The organism is Bacillus sp. URHA0034, assembly GCF_056280405.1.
The window spans coordinates 3,237,473-3,257,820 of sequence record NZ_JBWCDK010000002.1 but is presented as its reverse complement, the minus strand read 5'-3'; the positions used below and the strand labels follow the sequence as shown (position 1 = coordinate 3,257,820).

Annotated in this window: 17 protein-coding genes; 4 read left to right on the top strand and 13 right to left on the bottom strand. The window is 36.1% G+C overall.

Annotation, left to right across the window (positions count from 1 at the left end; translation table 11 throughout):
• Positions 1–138: 138 nt before the first annotated feature.
• Positions 139–2,262 carry a triple tyrosine motif-containing protein gene (locus tag ACZ9EE_RS17720; RefSeq protein ID WP_476029059.1) on the bottom strand — a complete coding sequence of 708 codons (2,124 nt, stop codon included), beginning with the start codon at positions 2,260–2,262 and terminating at the stop codon, positions 139–141.
• A gap of 250 nt (positions 2,263–2,512) precedes the next feature.
• Here ACZ9EE_RS17720 and ACZ9EE_RS17715 point away from each other — a divergent pair, with 250 nt between their 5' ends.
• Positions 2,513–3,787 (top strand): GH39 family glycosyl hydrolase, encoded by a 1,275-nt coding sequence (locus tag ACZ9EE_RS17715; RefSeq protein WP_476029057.1) that lies wholly within the window; start codon positions 2,513–2,515, stop codon positions 3,785–3,787.
• 48 nt (positions 3,788–3,835) lie between these two features.
• Here ACZ9EE_RS17715 and ACZ9EE_RS17710 read toward each other — a convergent pair whose 3' ends face one another.
• The 11 genes from ACZ9EE_RS17710 to ACZ9EE_RS17660 all read right to left on the bottom strand — a co-directional run bounded on the left by ACZ9EE_RS17710 (position 3,836) and on the right by ACZ9EE_RS17660 (position 14,950).
• The gene (locus ACZ9EE_RS17710) at positions 3,836–5,254 is read right to left on the bottom strand and encodes a lipopolysaccharide biosynthesis protein (protein ID WP_476029055.1); all 1,419 of its coding nucleotides are present in this window, start codon (positions 5,252–5,254) and stop codon (positions 3,836–3,838) included.
• Between the two features lie 12 nt (positions 5,255–5,266).
• Positions 5,267–6,352 carry a polysaccharide pyruvyl transferase family protein gene (locus ACZ9EE_RS17705; RefSeq protein ID WP_476029053.1) on the bottom strand — a complete coding sequence of 362 codons (1,086 nt, stop codon included), beginning with the start codon at positions 6,350–6,352 and terminating at the stop codon, positions 5,267–5,269.
• A 38-nt stretch (positions 6,353–6,390) separates the two neighbouring features.
• The gene (locus ACZ9EE_RS17700) at positions 6,391–7,356 is read right to left on the bottom strand and encodes a glycosyltransferase family 2 protein (protein WP_476032996.1); all 966 of its coding nucleotides are present in this window, start codon (positions 7,354–7,356) and stop codon (positions 6,391–6,393) included.
• Positions 7,357–7,399: 43 nt separating this feature from the next.
• Entirely contained in the window at positions 7,400–8,494 is a 1,095-nt protein-coding gene (locus tag ACZ9EE_RS17695; RefSeq protein ID WP_476029051.1) for an EpsG family protein, read from the bottom strand.
• Between the two features lie 14 nt (positions 8,495–8,508).
• The gene (locus ACZ9EE_RS17690; protein WP_476029049.1) at positions 8,509–9,510 is read right to left on the bottom strand and encodes a glycosyltransferase family 2 protein; all 1,002 of its coding nucleotides are present in this window, start codon (positions 9,508–9,510) and stop codon (positions 8,509–8,511) included.
• Between the two features lie 55 nt (positions 9,511–9,565).
• Entirely contained in the window at positions 9,566–10,645 is a 1,080-nt protein-coding gene (locus ACZ9EE_RS17685) for a glycosyltransferase family 4 protein (RefSeq protein WP_476029047.1), read from the bottom strand.
• Positions 10,646–10,732: 87 nt separating this feature from the next.
• Positions 10,733–11,398, bottom strand: coding sequence for a sugar transferase (locus ACZ9EE_RS17680; RefSeq protein ID WP_476032995.1), 666 nt, complete (start codon positions 11,396–11,398; stop codon positions 10,733–10,735).
• Between the two features lie 29 nt (positions 11,399–11,427).
• Positions 11,428–12,321 (bottom strand): UTP--glucose-1-phosphate uridylyltransferase GalU, encoded by an 894-nt coding sequence (galU, locus tag ACZ9EE_RS17675; protein ID WP_476029045.1) that lies wholly within the window; start codon positions 12,319–12,321, stop codon positions 11,428–11,430.
• Between the two features lie 328 nt (positions 12,322–12,649).
• The gene (locus ACZ9EE_RS17670; protein WP_476032994.1) at positions 12,650–13,411 is read right to left on the bottom strand and encodes a tyrosine-protein phosphatase; all 762 of its coding nucleotides are present in this window, start codon (positions 13,409–13,411) and stop codon (positions 12,650–12,652) included.
• A gap of 95 nt (positions 13,412–13,506) precedes the next feature.
• Positions 13,507–14,178 carry a CpsD/CapB family tyrosine-protein kinase gene (locus tag ACZ9EE_RS17665; RefSeq protein ID WP_476029043.1) on the bottom strand — a complete coding sequence of 224 codons (672 nt, stop codon included), beginning with the start codon at positions 14,176–14,178 and terminating at the stop codon, positions 13,507–13,509.
• 22 nt (positions 14,179–14,200) lie between these two features.
• Positions 14,201–14,950, bottom strand: a complete 750-nt coding sequence (locus tag ACZ9EE_RS17660; RefSeq protein WP_476029042.1) for a YveK family protein — start codon at positions 14,948–14,950, stop codon at positions 14,201–14,203.
• Positions 14,951–15,189: 239 nt separating this feature from the next.
• Between ACZ9EE_RS17660 and ACZ9EE_RS17655 the strand changes: the two genes are divergently transcribed.
• A complete protein-coding gene (locus tag ACZ9EE_RS17655; protein ID WP_476029040.1) occupies positions 15,190–15,984 on the top strand; it encodes an SGNH/GDSL hydrolase family protein in 795 nt (264 codons plus the stop codon).
• Here the strand turns inward: ACZ9EE_RS17655 and ACZ9EE_RS17650 are convergent.
• Positions 15,958–16,380 carry a hypothetical protein gene (locus ACZ9EE_RS17650; RefSeq protein WP_476029038.1) on the bottom strand — a complete coding sequence of 141 codons (423 nt, stop codon included), beginning with the start codon at positions 16,378–16,380 and terminating at the stop codon, positions 15,958–15,960. The two genes, ACZ9EE_RS17655 and ACZ9EE_RS17650, sit on opposite strands and share 27 nt — an antisense overlap.
• Before the next feature lie 272 nt (positions 16,381–16,652).
• Between ACZ9EE_RS17650 and ACZ9EE_RS17645 the strand changes: the two genes are divergently transcribed.
• Both ACZ9EE_RS17645 and ACZ9EE_RS17640 read left to right on the top strand, forming a co-directional pair.
• The gene (locus tag ACZ9EE_RS17645) at positions 16,653–17,975 is read left to right on the top strand and encodes an Ig-like domain-containing protein (protein ID WP_476029036.1); all 1,323 of its coding nucleotides are present in this window, start codon (positions 16,653–16,655) and stop codon (positions 17,973–17,975) included.
• 41 nt (positions 17,976–18,016) lie between these two features.
• On the top strand, positions 18,017–20,092 hold the full coding sequence (locus ACZ9EE_RS17640) for an Ig-like domain-containing protein (RefSeq protein ID WP_476029034.1): 2,076 nt from the start codon (positions 18,017–18,019) through the stop codon (positions 20,090–20,092).
• Positions 20,093–20,348: the final 256 nt, after the last annotated feature.

Below are 20,348 nucleotides of genomic sequence, written 5' to 3'. Positions count from 1 at the left end.
CCCTTAATATAAAAATACAATCCTTATATTACTACTAGGACTGTAACAATTCTACAAAAATTTTACAATTGGTGACTAGCAAAATCTTACAAGAAAACGCCCCTCCCTGTTGGAAAGGCGTTTTTATGATAGAACCAATTATTCTATTTTATAGACAGCTTCTGTTCGAGCTTCATAGAAATAATTAGCCCCAGATTTATTCTTATCCTTCGCATGAACGATCATCGTATACGCTCCTGGTTTTGTAGGTGTCCATGTAGCCGTATCTCCTATTCCATACTCCTGCAAGGTTGTAAGGTTTCCAGTGGCATCTCGAATCATGAAGCGATACTCAGGTTCCGTGCTTCCTTGTGACGTAGCCTTTAGGGTAATGGAGTTACCAGCTAACTGAGGGCTGACCTTGTCTGTTTGTACATTTACACTGGTGACTTTGCCTGGGCTTACTTGATAGACCATTTCTGTCCGGGCTTCATAATAGCTATTCGCCCCGGATTTATTCTTATCCTTGGCATGAACAATAATTGTGTACGTACCAGCTGTGGTTGGTATCCATGTTGTTGTATCATTGCTGCCATATTCCTGAAGAGTGTTCAGGTTTCCCTTTTCGTCTCGGACATAGAACCGGTATTCCGGAGTTGAACTTCCTTGTGACGCAGCTTTTAATTGGATAGACGTCCCTGCCATCTGAGGTGCTGGCTTGTCAGCCTGTACATTTACACTGGTGACCTTCCCATTCACCTGGTAGGTCATTTCTGTCCGGGCCTCATAAAAGGTACTCCCGCCAGACTTATTCTTATCCTTCGCATGAACAATAATCGTGTACGTCCCAGCTGTTGTAGGCGTCCATGTCACTGTATCACTGCTTCCATATTCTTGTAGAGTCGTCAGGTTTCCTTTTTCATCTCGAACATAAAACCGGTATTCAGGAGTTGGACTTCCTTGTGACGCAGCTTTCAATTGGATGGAAGTCCCTGCATTTTGAGGCGATGGCTTATCCGCCTGTACATTCACACTGGTTACCTTCCCATTCACCTGATAGATCATTTCTGTCCGGGCTTCATAGAAGGTACTCCCACCGGACTTACTCATATCCTTGGCATGGACAATGATTGTGTAAGTACCAGGTTGAGTTGGAGTCCATGTTACTGTCTTATTTGCCCCATATTCTTGCAGCGTCGTAAGATTTCCTGCCGCATCCTTTACATAGAACCGATAATCCGGGTTACTACTTCCTGTTGATGTGGCCGTGATGTTGACTGAAGTACCAGCCACTTGCGGGCTCACATTATTGGTGGTGACAGTTACACTAGTTACTTTTCCAGCTTTCATAATATATGCGGATGAAATATAACCTACAAACTTATTGTCGATGCTTTTCACAGGATACCACACAAATTGATTTTTACTGTCTACCGATTCATCATAAGTAAAATTTCCATCAACCATTAGTATGGTATTTTCAGGCAGTAGGATTCCATTCGAAGATTTAGTTGGTTTTTCTCTTAAACCAGCACCATCCTCTGTTACAAACACCCTGTCCCCACTCTGAAAAAGATAATTAGAAGTATGTATTCGATCCGATAATGTATATTCTAACTTTTTGAATACAATATTTTTATCGCTGTTTGGATCATAATCAAAGTCAGCTGTACTAAAAGGATACTGCCCTAATTTAGTATCATTAAAAAACTCGTTATTTTCAACCTTTGCAAAGACCTGCTCTTGGTAGGCATCCCCATTTCTTTCTCCTGTTGCCTGATAAAGCGGACTATTAATTGGTTTCGTTCCGTTATAAGCCATAATCGGAAAATACCAATTTTCAATGATGCCTTCTCCCGCACCCTTTATTTTAGGTAAGTCCTTTCGGCCATACATATAACTTAGAAGATCGACTCCAGCTTGAATATTATAGGTAATATCATTTTTCAAGTTCTGTTCGTCATAACCTTCTTTGTTCGTAATCTGCATAATCCCAATTCCACCATCATCAGTAACTAAAGGCTGTCCATTCTCAAATTGTCTCCAGTCACTCTCTTGTGCAGCCACCGCCTTTACTACTTCAGGAGGGATATTTGCTTCTAATGCTGCATTCGTTAATAAACAGTTCAAATGCTGAAATGAGGGATTTTGATTGGGTTGAATCTCTCCATATAATGATGTACATTTGGATGCCCATGTCACTTCTGCTGAAGCTTCTTTGTAAAAGAAACTTATGAAAATGATGCTTGTCAATAATCCTACCCTCAGTAAAATTGCTTTCACACATTAAGCCTCCATTCTATTAATATAGTTTCTATCGACTATCTTAACATTAATTTACTTTTAAATTAATTAATCAATCTACTATTTATGAAAAGGACTGCACTCGTTACTAAAGTCCTATTTAGTACCATTCCGTCAGAAGCCTTCCAAGAGTATGTTATGATAGAAGGTAGAACTTCCAGCACATTGGGAGTTATTTAATTATCCATCTAAAGGATAAAAGCATCATGATATAGGAGTTAGGGGAATAATGAAATTTAAAACGTTAAAGAATTTAGTAATAGCACCCATTATTTTTATGGTTATCTTAGCTGGATGCAGCGAAAAAGATAATCATCCAAAATTAGACACCCATAAGGTTATACCAAAGACGTTACCAAATACGTTTGGAGTAAGTATGCATGGAGATTTGAGTAAGAAGGATATACAAAAAATGAAGGCAGCCCATATTAAGTGGGTTAGAATTGACCTCACTTGGCGGGAAATTGAAACAAAGAAAGGCCACTATAATTTTGAAAGATATGATCAATTAAACAACACTTTAATTAAAAATCATATCAGTCCCTATTATATTCTTGATTATTCCAATAAACTTTACGAAGATAAAACAGCCGTTTTAACAGAAAAAGGACGAAAGGCTTTTAGTAATTATGTGAAAGCTGTTGTAAGTAGATATAAGAATCAACAGGGTGTATGGGAAATCTGGAATGAACCTAATCATCTATCCTATTGGAATGAACAGTCAAGTTATGTTAATTACAGTCTTTTAGTGGACCAAGTCGCACCATTGATCAAACGTTATGATAAGAGTGGACTAGTAGTTGCTCCGGCTTTATCAGGAACTTCCGCAGAGCCGCTTGACTGGTTAGAAAACTTTTTAAAGCGGACGAAGGTCCTTTCAAGTATAGATGCTATTTCGGTTCATCCATATAATAATGTGAAACCGGAAACAGTTCTTCGGGATTACCAAAAAATAAGAAGCCTTATCAAGAAATATTCAGACAAACCGCTTCCTATTTTCTCAGGGGAATGGGGATTTGCTGTGAACTCTTATTCAGGAAATTTTGTGATCAATGAACAAAAACAAGCGGAATTTCTAGTAAGGATGCTTACTTTAAATGCTTCAGAACAAATTCCCGTAAGTATCTGGTATGACTGGAGAAATGACGGTGTAGATCCAAATAAACAAGAACATAATTTCGGTTTATTAAAGAATGATTATCAACCAAAATCATCGTATCTTGCCTACGCGAATTTAACCAAGCTTTTAAATGGATATCAATATAGTAAACGAATCACGACCAACATCCATCAAGACGATTATATTTTTGAATTTGCAAATAAACAGAAAAAGAAGATCTATATATTCTGGACCACCAATCCTACCCATCGAATCACCTTATCCCTTCCTTCGGAAACAGGAAAATTTGTGACCCTTTATGGAAAAGAACAACCAGTGAAGTGGCCAAACAGTCAAATTCATTTACAACTAACCTCTATACCAGCCTACCTAGTGATAAAATAAAAAAACAAAGGCAGCGTCTTCGGACGCTGCCTTGTTACCATTAAGCCTTTACTTTTTTAGAAACTTAAGCTTACTAAATAGTACATCTTTTACTTTTAATAATAGCATTTTATTATAAAAAGCAAATATCACAAACGCAAGGATAAATAAAACAACCTGTAAAATCGTATTTTCGTAATAATATAAGAAAACATAAACGGTCGTAATTATCGATAATGACACCAACGTTTTAATATTAATCTGGATCTTAAAGTATTTCCTTGTATTGTACATTCTTGCCACCCACATGATTACAAAAGATAACATAGTGGATACAGAAGCACCTTGAATTCCAATGACGGGTATTAAAGCAATATTAAAGATTAAATTCACAACGGCACCTAGCACAGAGGTATAAAAAGATCCCATGGTCTTTTCTGAACTTAAGTAGCTCGCTCCATAAAAAGAAGAGAATCCAGAAAAAACCGTTGCTAAGTAAAGAAATGGAATGTATCGCCAAGAGATAAAATAGCTTTCATCCACTAAAAATTGCATCAAGAATTTGGTGATGGACAGGAAGATAATGACGCCTGTAAATTGGAAGATAATGTAGTAATTAAACATTTTGGTATAGAACTCATTATTTCCTTTTGATTTGGCCTCAGTAATAACCGATTCCTGCCATGCCAATGAAAAGATTGTATTTAGCATCAACAGAATCGAAGGAAATTTATTCGCAATGGCATATAACCCGTTCGCATCCATACCAATATAGTGATTTAATAGCGTTCGATCCGAAACATTCATGACCCACCAGCTTATAATATTTGGAATTAAAGGAAGGGAGAATTTGATCAACTTCCCATTATAATCCTTACTCAAATATTTAAAGCTAAAATACTTGGATAATCTAAGTTTGTATTCCACATATATAAATGTAATAGCCGAAGCAAGAATATTGGAGTAAATTAAACCATTGACCTCGATACGCATGTAAATGATAAAAAACAGATTAGATGCTAAAGAGACGACCGTAAAGATCACACCAGAAACAGAATACAAGATATTTTCCTTCAGTCCCCTAGCGGTTTGAATCCAGATCGTATAGAGAACTAAGGTATCGAGCTGCAGTAAAAAGAGATACTTATAATCCAAATCAACAAACTGGAATAAAACCACCACAAGTACATTTAAAAGAATCAAATTCCGCAGCATGATATGATAGGAATTCGAGATAATTTTGGATGTTTCCAACCTATCATTTGACTCTAATAAATATCGATAGAGTGCATCCGTAATCTGAAAAGTAACAAGCGGCAATAGCAAGGTTATATATGAAGTGACCAAGTCAAAATAACCAAATTGTTCTTTATTTAAGTAATGTGTATATAATGGAATGATTAAAATCCCAAGGAATTTTGAACCAAAATTTCCAACCAGGTATATGATGGAATTTTTAAATAACGTTTTCTCTCTACCCATAATCATTTTCCTTACTCATTATTTGGATACATATTGATCCAATACTTTAAAATGTCTTTCTGCATCCTTCACTTGTTTCGAAACATCGATCAAATTAGTCTGCATTCCTTCAAAGACGTCTTCTGGCTTCAACTCACCAATATTTTTCAATTCCGCATAAAGTCCGTTAAACCCAACATCTGTCATCACATTGGTCATTTTTTTACTATAGACAATCGGGAAGACAGGTTTATTATAAATCCAACCTAAAATCATGGAATGAAATCTAGTGGCCACAATAAAGTTTGCTTTTCCTATGATTTCCAATGATTCTTCAATATCTAACTTATACGAGTAGGAATCCACCTTATTTAAGTATTGCTTTGGAATCAAACTCATAATTTTTTCTATCGCCTCAACATCACCTTGAAATTCACAGAATGACATCAGCGTCACACGATATCCTTTTTCAATAAAATAGACCGCTGTATCCTTCATTTTTTGATAATAAATCTCATCATAATGAGATAGTTCTGCTCGGAAGGACGGCTTAATCACAGATATTACGATATTTTGAACTGCCTTACTTACAGATCGTGTCTTTAATTGAAAGATGATATCATCTGCTACCCTGACATTGTCTAGTTCCTTAAATAATTCATAGGAATGTTTTTCCCTAAAACAGATATCCGTATATTGTTTAAATAATTCTTTATATTTATTGTAGAATTGCTGATCGGTAAATGGTCCAAAATTCGCTCCTAGAAGGAAAAACGGTTTATCTTTGATCATCATACTTTTTGTATTTTCAAGATGTTTATTCCAATTATCTTCTTGGATAAATAGAGAACCGCCAATATAGACCGCACCATCACAGCCATTGGCTGCAAGACTGCGGAAGAAATTAGGGACCTTAAATTTCCTTAGGATATAGTTCGTTCCTTTAATCACAAGTAAATCACTCGGGGAAAAACTAATATTTTTTATGTTTTTAAATAGTTCTTTATATTGACTTGGGGCATATAAGACGAATTCTGTGTTTGGGTATCTTTCACAGAGAATCTTTATGAATAAATCATCGCCTAGATTAAACTCTGTATAAGCATAGATCATTACTTTTTTCATTTTTTCAATCCTTTATTTTCTACCATATAGTTGATTTATCAATTCGGGCTGAAACGTTTCTTCATCTTGAACATATTCTTATAGAAATTATTAATGGTGATCCAAGTAAAACGTGACGTTTTATAGAGATGTTGTTTTAGCAAAGAGAAGATCGCTTTTTCTATTATCGTTTGTTTGCCGCTTTTCTCTAAATAATATCTATTGGATTCCCACTGAGGGAATTGATTATTCATATAATCCAAGGCTGTTTTCAGTGCGTTGATATCCAGCTCTTTATACACCAAAATTTTACGTAATACTAAACCAAGCATTAAATGTTTGATATAAAGAGATTCAAGTTGTTCCTTTTCAACCTTACCGTTTAAGGCAGCATAAACCAATTCCAGCATTTTGATTATATCCATATTCTTTTCATTGTTTAGCTGATGAGATTGCGAATCCGTTCTTGTAAAGTCATAATTGTATAACGCTTCATCAAGTTTGGCCCTTTTGTCATTCAATCCAACAACGATTGGTACGATTCCCAAGTCCTCATACCAGACTCCCTCAGGGAACGAATGACCTTCCCATACTTTTTTTGCGTACATCTTATTCCAAGGGTGGGATTGACTGTCAGCTAATTCTAATCCTGCTTTTTCATAAACTACATGGCCGGTTTTGACCGTATTCCAATCAAAAATCACGATATCTCCATTGGTCTCGATGGCTTTATTGACACACTTTTCGACGCAGTCCAATTCAATCCAGTCATCACTGTCCACAAACAGGATATAGTCCCCGCGGCATATGGATAAACCATGGTTTCTGGCATTCGCCTGCCCGCCGTTTTCCTGGGATATTAGAATGATTCGATCATCTTTACAGCTATAGCTTTCAGCGATCTCTAATGATCGATCCGGTGAGCCGTCATTAATGATAATAATTTCTAAGTTTTTGTAGGTTTGACCAACAACGGAATCTAAACAACGATTTAAATACTTTTCCACATTATAAACTGGAATGATTATAGAAACTAAAGGCTCCAGAATAATTCTCCTCTCTTATATCCTAGAAAATCAAGAAAATAGAGCTATATGGAACCACTCCATCTCCATTTTTTAAAAGTACGGATATCATTCTGAAAATGAATATTAAAGCAATGACAACCTTAAAGATATTTCTGTTAAATTCCGTTTCTTGGATATTAATAAATCTAGGAAAAATAATGATTGAAAATAAGTCAAAAAGATAAGAAAGTCTCTCCACAAGTGTTGAAAATGGCATAAAGCTATTGAATAGGAAATAAAATAAAAAGATTTTATCGATCCAATCAATATTTTCTTTCAATTTGGCCTTTTTAAAGATATAAACAAATGTCACAATCCAATAAAACAAATAAAACAATCGATTATTAAGTCCTCTTTCCGCCCCTTCTGTGAACACGGAAAGCTCTGAACTAGAATACTTTTCATAAAAGAAACTGTTCAATTTTAAAACGGATGTGAAAATTTCCGATTTAAGTGAATCAGGCAGTCCAAAAAACGACAGAAAACAAACACCCATAATAATTAAATATCCTTTGGTTTCAAACTTAATGATATTTAATAAAAATAACGGGGCAAATAAAAGTGAACTACTATGCATCGCTATGGCTAATATATAGATGAAAATACTCAGGTACATTTTTTTATATTTATAAAATAAAACAAGAGCAAAGATAACAAGTGAGATTGAACTGAATTGTCTAAATGTATTCATACTAGAAAAAAAGCTATAGGAGCCTAGAAGTATGAATAATGAAATATACTTATAAGGAGAAAATAAACGAATTAAGAGATAAACAGCAGACATATATAATAAAGCATTAAAGGCTAAAAATAACTGATAATTGATATGAAGCTTCCTTGATACATCACTGATGGATGAGAATAACCAACCAAGATTTAATTCTCTTTCAACCCCTGATAGATAAATTCCATTATAAAGGGCATAGTCGGTTCCAATTCCATGTCTCAATGCAGACAAAGAAAAGAGGACTAGACAAGAAAATAATAAATAGGCATTGGGGTTAATGACAATCCGATCTTGTATTTGAATGATGTCTTGATCCGTGTAAATCCCAATCAATATAATTAATATTATAAGATAAATATATATTTGCATTCTTTCTCCTCAAATCAACTTCTCTTAATGTTTTTCTGAACTAAAAACATAATTGTACTCATCGTGCTGAACATATTTTTACCCAGTCGATCCAGGGAATGAATATATCCTTTACCTAAGCGATTAATAAAATAATCGGAGTTGTCCAGCAGCAACTGGTTTTCTTTCCAATTTGGAAATTTCTCCACAACGATTCTTCTTGTTTCTCTCATCTTTTTAAAGAAGCCCATGAAATTAAACTTGAAAAACTTTAGCTGTCTATACATATTCGACCACATCAATAATTTCACATATTGATAACAAAGGCCATCCTTACTCTCTTTTGTGAACAGATTATTATTTTTATAATAGGAATAGGTATTTTCTAAGACCTCATAAATGTCATTTATTTTAGGAGAAATGGTTGTTAGAATACTTCCATCTCGATTTTTCCTGTACATATATAATGGTTTATTAATATAGATAAAATCTTGCACTTTATATAACAATTTATAAATCGTGCCAACATCCTCATAGATCTTCCCTTTCGGAAATTTCACTTCAACAAAATAGGATGCCCTATATACCTTGTTCCAGGCACTTGGCTGCACTGTCCATAAGGAATCTGGATTATCGATCCCCTTGACGACTCCATGAGGCTGGTCGTCAATAATATCCATCCAGTCAAATACAATCATATCTGGGTTTGAATTTAATGCTTTTACTACTTCCGTAAAATAATCTTCACCAATGAAATCATCACTGTCTATAAATGTAACATAGTCATATTTCACGTATTGAAGGCCGTAGTTCCTTGCATCTGATAATCCGCCATTTTCCTTATTTACGTATAAAAAATTAGGATGGTCTTTGGCAAACTCTTCTGCTATTTCTCCCGATTGGTCTTTCGTCCCATCATTTACAAGGATCACTTGAATATTCGTAAAATCTTTCATACTTGTAGCAATTGATTCTAAACAGTGCTTAATGTATTTTTCAACATTATAAATGGGAATAATCACACTTACTCCATTCATTTATTCTATCTCCTTAACCAAGACTTGACTTTTGCAGTCTCTCTTGGGTATTTTCCTAATCTATCTGTACTTCTTTATAGAGTTCGACGATGGATTCGTTCATTTTTTTACTAGTGAACATGTCCAAGTACCTTTGATAACTGATTTCGCCCATACCTTTGAGCGTTTCTTTAGAAAGATCATCCAATATCTTCTTTAAAGTATCCAGATCGTCTAAATCAAATACATATCCACAAGCTTTATTTCCAACTACCTCCGGCAAGGCCCCTTTATTACTTACGATGGCTGGCTTTTTATTTCTCATCGCTTCTACCGCCACTAAGCCAAAACCTTCCCAGCGAGAAGGAACAATCAACGCATCAACTTTTTGAATATATTCATCTATTAAAGAATTATCTACCTTCCCAATAAAGTGTACATTATCCGGGTAGACAAACGCTGTTTCCTTCGCGATTACACTTTCACCGATCACATACAAATCAATATGATCTGTTTTATAAGTAGAGAAAAAAGAAAGTAATATATCTAACCCTTTTTGTTTATCAAATCGGCCAATAAACAATAAATTTATCTTATCATTATTAACTTCAAAATTTGTATGATCCCCTGCGGCTTCTTTTTCTGATATCCCATTATAAATTAAGGTGATTTTGTCTTTATCGATTTTCCTTTCGATTGCCGTCTGCATTTCAAATTTTGAAATGTCCGTGATTCGATCGGTTCTTGCAGCCAATGCCTTTTCGGCAAATGCATAGATATTCTTCTTCATGTCTGCTGTATCTTGATTAAAAGCCCAGCCATGGGGTGTATAAATGACCTTCCACTTTTTGCTTTTCTTGAAAATGCGGAAAGCAAATCCCGCGAAGGTACTATGCAAATGTACAACATCAGGATTAATACTTTCCACGATTCTTTTGAGCGTAAATGGTAATAAGAAAAGATTTTTAAGAGATCTTTTATAGGAATACCTTTTGATATTCTCTTTTGGAATAAAACTAAATGGTTCTGAATTATAGTCACAAACGGCTAAATAAACATTATCCTTGCCTAATACATCTTGTTGATAGTGGATTACTTCCTCAAGATAGGTAGCAACTCCACCTTTTGCATACTCTCCAATGTGTAAAATACGCATTTTTTCTCCTAACTGTGTTTTTACTAAAGTGTTCTCTGAGTGCCACTTTACTATTCAATATCACTGGTGATCAGCCATCCACACTTTTTAAAACGCATTTTTCGAACCGAACAATACTAATACCGTTTTAGCAATGATTTTCACATCATATAATACGGTTCTACTTTGAATGTATTCTAAGTCTAGTTCTACCATTTCTTCAAAACCTACACTATTTCGGCCAGTTACTTGCCAAAGACCTGTACATCCTGGAACTACTAATAAACGTTGTTTATCATAATCGGAATATTCAGCGACCTCACGGGGAAGTGGGGGACGAGGTCCAACTAAACTCATGTCCCCTTTTAATACATTAAAAAGTTGTGGAAGCTCATCGATACTGGTTTTCCGGATAAATTTCCCTATCTTTGTGATTCGCGGGTCGTCCTTCATTTTAAACATGGCACCAGAGACTTCATTATATTTTAAGAGTTCTTTTAACTTTTCCTCTGCATCTGAGACCATGGAACGGAATTTGTACATTTTAAATTCTTTCCCATTTAATCCAATTCTCTTTTGGGAAAAGAAAACTGAACCCTTTGGATCTTCCAATTTAATAAGAATAGCTACCATAATAAATAGCAAACTTAGTACAAGGATTCCACATAAGGAACCGATGATGTCAATCGTTCTTTTTGCTGCTACGTAGGACTTTCTCTCTTTTGCTAGGTTACCTAAATCTTTAACTAGATAGTCTGCCTCTTGATTCGCCAAATCAGACACTCTTGACCTCTTCCTTCCCACTATAACGTTATTTTTTCTTTTTCTAATGAAGAAACTAGATTTTTCAAATAATCTATCATGTCATCATGAAGGTCTTCATGCTGAAGGGCGAATTCAACGGTTGTTTTAACAAAACCAAACTTTTCACCTACATCATATCTCTTGCCTTCAAAGTCATACGCAAACACTCTTTGAATCTGATTCAATTTTTGAATCGCATCTGTTAATTGAATTTCGCCTCCTGCTCCTTGTTCTTGTTGGTCAAGGAACATAAAAATTTCTGGAGTTAAAACATATCTGCCCATAATGGCTAAATTTGAAGGAGCCGTGCCCGATTTTGGTTTTTCAACAAAATTATTCACCTGATATAATCTTCCTTCTTGTGAAGAAGGATCAATAATACCATAGCGATTGGTTTCGTGCTCAGGAACGGATTGAACACCGATGACTGAAGAGAAAGTCTCTTCATATTGATCAATCAATTGGCGTAAACATGGAGTATCACTTTGAACAATGTCATCACCTAATAGGACAGCAAAAGGTTCATTTCCAATAAAGTTTCGGGCACACCATACCGCATGTCCAAGTCCTTTTGGCTCCTTCTGACGGATGTAATGGATATCTGCTAGATTTGTCGCAAATTGAACCCTATCTAACAGGTCAAATTTCTTCTTTTCTTTTAGGTTTTCTTCAAGCTCCATCGCCATATCAAAATGATCTTCGATCGCTCGCTTACCCTTACCAGTGACTATGATAATATCTTCAATACCAGCCGCCACAGCTTCTTCAATAATATATTGAATCGTTGGCTTATCAACGATTGGTAACATTTCTTTTGGCATAGCTTTTGTTGCTGGTAAAAATCGTGTTCCTAAACCTGCTGCTGGAATAATAGCTTTTCTTACTTTTTTCAACTTAATTCCCCCATTTTTTAGAATCTATCTATCATTTTTTTGCTTCTTAAAGTAAAGAGGCAAAAAAATAAATACCTAATGGAATTGCAAGTGCTTTCAGACGTGCCTTTTCATTAGATATTTATGTTGTTTTCTTATTTAAAGTGGGCATCTAACCCCTCCTCACACCATGCTATCGACGACAGGCATCTAAGATGAGAAATAAATCCTCTTCCCAAAGCATGGTCGAGTGCCCCCATCGATAACGGACAGGGAGCCTCGCCGTACTAGGATGTTTATCCTAATTAAGATAATTAATCATAACTGTAATTCTATCGGCACTTTTAAATTAAAAAAATATAAACTTCTTTTTCTTTTTTATAGGCATCGGAATTTCCTTCATAATATTTTTCCCATCAACCAGAAGGTCCGCATTCTCCTTAAATAGATAAACATAGTCTGTTCCATATTCTTCTTCTATGAAACTGAAAGCTTCCATCATTTTGAAGGTGCGATTATGAATATTGTGAGCATCAGATGCAATAAAGTGAGTTAAATTCGCCTCTAAAATCTGCATGGAAAAGCTCTTAATTTTTTTGCCGAAATAACCACACAGACTGGAAGCTGTTACTTGAGTTAATGCACCCTTTTCAACTAATTGATAGAGTAACTCAGGCTTTTCTATTAGTTCCGAATTTCTTTCAGGATGGACAATAATTGGGGTTAACCCTTTTAATTGTATATCGAATAATAATTGTTCCGAATATCTAGGAACATGGTTTGAGGGAAATTCAATAAAAAGATATTGGCTATCATTTAAAGTCTGAATCTCATTTTTTTCAAAATCGTCAATGATATCACCGTATATCCGAGGCTCCTGCCCTGGAAGGATCGTCACATTCACTCCAGTTTCCTTTAGTGCCCGATTAAGTTCGTTAACCTTGGTTAAGATAAGATCCTTACGGTTATCATATTGATTATTTAAATGAGGGGTGGCGATAATGGTACGAATTCCTTCTTTTTCAGCTTCCCTAGCCATGGTTATGCTGTCTGAGAGATCTTTTGCTCCGTCGTCAATTCCCGACAATATATGACAATGAATATCTACCATCACACACACACCCTTCTAATTTTTTGAAATAACACAAACCTTCTCCATGTAAAGTTATACTTAACAAGGAAATAAGTGGGAATTGTGGAACTTTGTTACTTTTCTCCGTAATAATAGTAGTAATTTGTTTCTTTTATTTCCTTGTTATTTAAAACGACACCTAGCAACTTACCTTGGGCTGTAGCAAGCAGTTCTTTCGCCTTCACTAAATGATCCTTCACTGTTTTTCCACTAGAGACTACTAAAATAGTACCCTCACATTTGTTAGCTAAAATCTGAGCATCTGTTACTGCTAGTAATGGTGGGGTATCAAATAGAACCACATCAAAATCATCTAGTGCATCATGAAAAAACTGCTCCATTGCCTTAGAGCTTAGCAATTCAGCTGGATTAGGCGGTATTGGGCCGCTTGATAGTACAAAGAGGTTCTTCTCATTTGTTGCTTCGGCTGCCTTTTCTAACGTCATTTGTTTCGATAATACACTTGTCAAACCAAATGTGTTGGTCTGATTAAATGTATAATGAACTGTTGGTTTTCTCAAATCTGCATCTACCAGCAATACTGTTTTACCTTGTTGGGCAAATACAACTGCTAAATTTGCTGTTGTTGTGGACTTCCCTTCACCAGGTCCAGTTGATGTAACCATTAGAGTTCTTACGTCCTTATCTATTGAGGAGAATTGAATATTTGTTCTGATAGTTCGATACTGTTCTGAAACGGGTGACTTCGGGTCGTACATCGTAATGAGATTTCTCTTATTATTCATTATAGGATTTCTATTATTTTTTTTAAGAGCCAATAGTCTCACCTCTTAATCTACTATTTCCTTCAGAATTTCTTTTCCTGCTATTATTCATCGTCGAATTATCCATCTTTGTAATTACACCTAACACCGGTAAACCAAGAAGTCGTTCAATTTCCTGTTCTTCTTTAACTGTATTGTCAAAGTACTCAAGAAGTAAAGATAACCCTACTCCAACCATCAGACCTACTACAAGTGCAGCAGCTATATTAATTAATGGTTTAGGTTTGATTGGAGAAACTTCATCTGCCACAGTTGCTTTTGCTAGGATACTTACATTATCAACATTCATAATTTTTACAATTTCTTCTTTAAAGACCTCTGCGGTTTTATTAGCAATCTTAGCGGATGTTGCAGCATTTTCATCTTCTACTGCAAGGTTCACTACCTGTGAATCCTTTTCGTTTTGAACTATAATTTTTTCGTTCAGTTCAGAAACAGTCATATTTAAATTCAAGTCTTTAATAACTTTTTCAAGGATTGCAGGACTTTTTATAATGACATTGTAGGTATTAATTAATTGAAGATTGGTTTGTACTTCATTGTATTGGTAAGAAGTTTTATCACTTTTTGCTTGATTGACAAGCAATTGTGTGGATGTTTGATAAATTGGTGTTAAGAAAAAATAACTAATCAGACCACTGACTAATATAGCAGCGAATGTGATGCTCAATATTAAAGTAAGTCGTTTTTTTAATATATTCAACAACTCTTTTAAACCCAAGGTTTCTTTCATGTTGTCCTCCCTTTATTTTCAGAAAATAAGCCAAAAATTATTATAGCATAAATTTTGGCCTCTGTTGACGAAATTTGTAATTTTATCTTGTATTTGTCATATCTTTGTTTTTTTCTTAACACTTTTACTATTTTACACGGAATTGTAATTTTTTGTAGATAAAATTTGAAATTGGAAGTAATTTTCAAATCCATATTTGTTATAATGGATGTGCAGAATATTTTGGGGGTATCATATTAATGAGAAAGTTCTTATCTATACTATTGGGCATTGTCAGTGTTGCAGTCATTCTTGTGGGCCATTCTCATTGGAATAATAAAATTGAAGCAGCGTCGAATCAAGCTATTGCCTCATTCTCTCAGGCATCAAATGACGAGAGATCACAGAAACCTTCTACTTCAACGCAAGAAGATTTATTAGCTTCTACTACTAATTGGCCTTCCACCGCTGTCGATGCTTTTAAAAAAGCCCTTAAACAGAAACGAACCTATAAAGTTCTATTTGTTGGTTCTCAGGCCATGGGCTCTGAAAAGTCAGGAAGTTTTCCGATTATAAAAGAAAATCTAATCAAGACTTTCGGAAAAAAGAATATTCAAGTGGATTTAAAAACCTTTGATTCTACCTCCACCAAGTTTATTCGTGATCATCACCCGGCTGAAATAGCAGCAAAAAAGGCGGATTTAATTGTATTCGAGCCATTTATTTTGCTGAATAACGGGGTTGTATTACCTAGCCAAACCTTAAATGATGTAACAACGATTATGGATGACATTAAGGCAAAGAATCCTGACACCACCTTTATTCTTCAGCCATCTTATCCACTTTATCATGCCAAGATTTATCCTAGTCAGGTAGCCATCTTGAAGAAGTTTGCAGAGGAAAATAAGATTGCCTACCTTGATCATTGGTCGGCCTGGCCGAATTCAAATACGGGTACCTTTAAAGAATACCTACAACCAGATATGAGTGCACCCAGTGAAAAAGGGTATCAGGTATGGAGTAATTACTTAACTAAATACTTCACGAATAAATAAGCGGACTCTATTAGAGTTTGCTTTTTTTGCGGCTTTATTAATTGTAAGCGTTTCAATATATATAATAGAAGAAACTAGGTTTAAAAGAGGAAATAAAAACTTCCCCCAGAGGAAGAAGCCCTTTTCACTTGAATGTGTCTTTTTATTAAACCATTCTAGGAATTCAATTAGTTCATCGGAAGTTGGCCTTTCCGAGAGGTTAGGCCGCTTCCCAAACTCTTTCAATAAACCTTTTGCTACAAAAGGCCCATATTGGCCGATCCGTTTCGGTTGATTCATATTATCAGTATCCAGAATCAAGGTTGCCTTTTTTATCTTACAGTAGTTCAATATTGCCCGCTCCATCTTTTGCACATTATAAGTATCAAGATTGGCGGTAGGTTCATCTAAAAGCAACAACTCTGGCTTGAAAACTATCGCCCTTGCTAAAGCGACCCGCTGGTTATTAGAAAATATGATAAAACCAAGTTTGGTAAACCATTATTTATTCCTAATGCCTCTAAACAATAGTTTCTACTATTTAATAGTTTCTCAGGGAGCCTAGTTCTAGGTTCCTTTTTTATAATACAAAAATTTTCCACTTTAGATATATTTTATAATAAAAATAATTTATAATATTCTTTATAAAGGACAATGGTCCTATGAATTTATACTCAGGGAGTGAAGTCATGAAAAATTTAAGGGTTGTATTATGTTTATTATTTTTAGGTTTAATTGGGATACCGATTAGTGCACATGCGGAGGAATTAATTCCGATGCAAAAAAGTTTAAGCAGCAAAATAACCACAAGCAGCCTACGTGGAACAGTAGTAAGGAAATCCCTCTCTGTGAACCCGGGGGATTATCCATTTAAAGCAAGTAATACATATGTAGATACCTTGTTAGATAGTTATTATAGCTATCACTATTTTACCTTTATGACTGTAGCGAATTATTCAACCACTGCTATGGATTTTCAAATGTTATATCAATCCGATTATTACTATTTAAAAGATCCATATATTTCGGTTGAGTTTTATAAAAATAATGCCGGGACTTTACAATATGTGGGCGAAACGAATTTTGATACATCCGGTTATATGAGCGTTACGTTACATTCTTATATGAATAAAGCTATCTTTCAAGGCCAGCCCTACATTTATGCAAGAATAGGAGTTTTGGAGTATCCTAGTGATTCATATTACCAAGATGTCACTCAATTTAAAGTGACAAATCCGTTCTATACTCCGCCAGTTGTTGACAAAACGCCTCCAGCCAAGCCGACTGTCTATACGGTGGACGACAATGACACTGGAGTCTATGGGACAGCAGAAGGGAATTCAACCGTGATTGTCAAAAATGGAAGTACCACGATTGCGAGTAATAAAGCTAACGCATCCGGTGCATTTGGCGTGCTAATCCCTAAACAAAAGGCAGGAACCAAACTAACAGTTTATGCCAAAGATGCTGCCGGAAACCAGAGCACAGGTACCACCGTTACGGTGATTGATAAAACGGCTCCAGGCAAACCAACTGTTTATTCAATTGGTGATAACCAAACTATTATTAATGGAACGACAGAAGCAAACGCTAGAGTAGAGATTAGACAAGGAACTACGGTCATAGGGCAAATCACTGCTTCAAGTACAGGCGCCTTCACTATTAAACTCACAGCAATCAAGAAAGCAGGCACCGTCTTAACCGCTTATGCCATCGATTCAGCTGGGAATCGGAGTGTTGGAAACGCTGTAACCATAATGGATGTAACGGCACCGGCTGTACCAACCGTAAATAAAGTGACAAGTACCTCTACCTCCATAACTGGAAAAGCAGAGGCTGGTACCGGAGTTTATATTTTCTATGGATCCACATTGGTTGGACAAGCCACCAGCGACGGTTACGGAAACTTTAAAGCGGTGATACCAGCTCAGAAGCGGGGTATAAAATTAGAAGTGCTGGCCATCGATAAAGGCGGAAATCAAAGTAGTTCTGCTTGGACAACCGTTTACTAAGGTAATAGATAGAAATCAATGATGAGTTGAGAGGAGCTCTTATGAATATATTTAAACGATTATTTTGTATCGCCTTATCCAGCCTTCTATTATTCTCTGTTTCTGCTGGAGAAACCGCACATGCGATAACAGCAGGTCAGGGCTATGTGATCATCAATAACGAGTCCACAGATGGAGATGGAACCGCCTATACGGGATCTTTTAAGATTAACAATAAGAACTATACGTTTAATAAACAATTAAAGCCTAGTGCTTATAAAATGGATTATGTTAAACCTTTTAATATCGCAAAAAACAAAACTAGTAAAGTTCGTCGAAATACGTTGTCTACCTCGTCGTTTGCACTAGGAGACAGCAAATCCTTTTGGGTAGCTAATATTGAATCCGATTATGATTATGAAATTACGGCTCAACTGCTTTACAGCGGAACAACTTCAAATGTGTGGGTCTATAACAATCAAATTACCTCTGCCGATGCTCAGAAGCTAGGTCAAGAGTTTGATACGAAAATAAAACCAATGATCAATACCAACTTTGGGATGGAATCCGACGTAGATGGAAATGGGAAAGTAAATATCCTTTGCTATGATATCCAGGATGGCTTTAGCGGAACCGGCGGTTATGTGGCAGGATACTTTAATCCAAACGATCTCTATGATTCTCCTTACTCCAATGAAATGGAGGTCTTCAACATCGATACCTATCCAACGATGGGAATTGGTACTGGAAAAGATGTTTCACAAGCTTACAGCACGCTAGCACATGAATTTCAACACATGGTGGACTTTAACCGCACGGCCTTTATCGAAGGCAGCACCTCGCAAATGGATACTTGGTTAGATGAAGGATTGTCAATGGCCGCTGAACAGATGTATACAGGAAGCGCCCTAACCGATCGGATTGATTATTACAATTACTCTGATTCGATTACAAACGGCCATTCGTTATTGTATTGGGACGATTACGGTGATGTATTGTCAAACTACTCCTTGTCCTACTTGTTCTTTCAATATCTCAAGCTGCAAACGGGCCAAGGCGACAGAATATTTAAGGAAATCCTCGAGAATCCAAACAATGATTATCGTGCGGTTGAAGCGGTAATCCAAAAATACATTGATCCGTCGATGACATTTGGAAAGTTTATGACCTCGTTTCGAGAGGCTTTATTGCTAAAGCAGGCTACGGGACTGTATGGATTTAAAGGAGTACCTGCATTTGATGCGCTGATCCCTAAAATCTACAGCGGGTATGGAACTAATTTACATGGTGGTGGTGCAGTTGTTAAAGTATCCGATTTACCATTTACAGCTCCTACAGATAATGATTCGGGAATCACCTATACTCTTATAGGTGACAATACGACAGATACAACCCCTCCAGCGCCGCCGACTGTTAACCCCGTCGGCGACAATCAAACAACGGTTACTGGTACCGCTGAAGCTGGTTCGACTGTCTATGTAAAATCAGGAACTGCCGTGTTAGGAAATGCGCTAGCTGCAAGTACTGGGGGCTTTTCCGTGAAGATTTTGGTCCAAAAAGCCGGGACCAAACTGGCGGTCTATGCTCAGGATCGTGCAGGTAATAAAAGTAAGGAGGTTCCGGTAACGGTCTTGGATAAGACTGCTCCAATCAAGCCAGCTCTTACTACTTCTATTAAAGATAATCAAACCGTTATTATCGGAAAAACGGAAGCTGGGGCAAAGATTGTGATTAAGACCGGAAGCACGGTGTTAGGACAAGGCTATGCTACTACGGCAGGAACGTTTGTGGTCAAAATGAGCCGTGTTCAAAAAGCCGGGACCGTTGTCACGATTTATGCAAGCGATAAAGTAGGGAATCAAAGTTCTACTTCGGTAACGGTGGTAGATAAGACCCCTCCGTCTGTACCTAGTGTTAATAAGGTGACGTATCTGTCAACCACAGTCACTGGTAAAGCTGAAGTAGGAGCAACGGTTTATATTTACAAGGGCACTAGCCTGGTAGGAAAAGCCGTGTCCGACAGTTATGGTAATTTTAAAGCAGCTATTAAAGCACAGGCAAAAGGATCCACTCTTGATGTTTCCGCCATGGATAAAGCGGGTAATCAAAGTCGATCGGTATTGGTAAAGGTATATTAAAGAATTGGGCTCTTACATTCGTTGTAAGAGTCTTTTTTATGCGGGTTTAGTGAGGATTTACCAAACTCCTTTAACAAAAATTTGAGGTTATTAAGGAAATTAGGGATTTATTAACAAAAAAATAGTTTTATTAACAAAATCCTTATACTTATTAACAATTCTATTTAGCAGAGAGAATTTCTCTTTTTTATGAATGGGCCTTCTAATTTAGTATATTTTTATGATGGTACGTTGAATAAAGCTAATTCGTTTGACT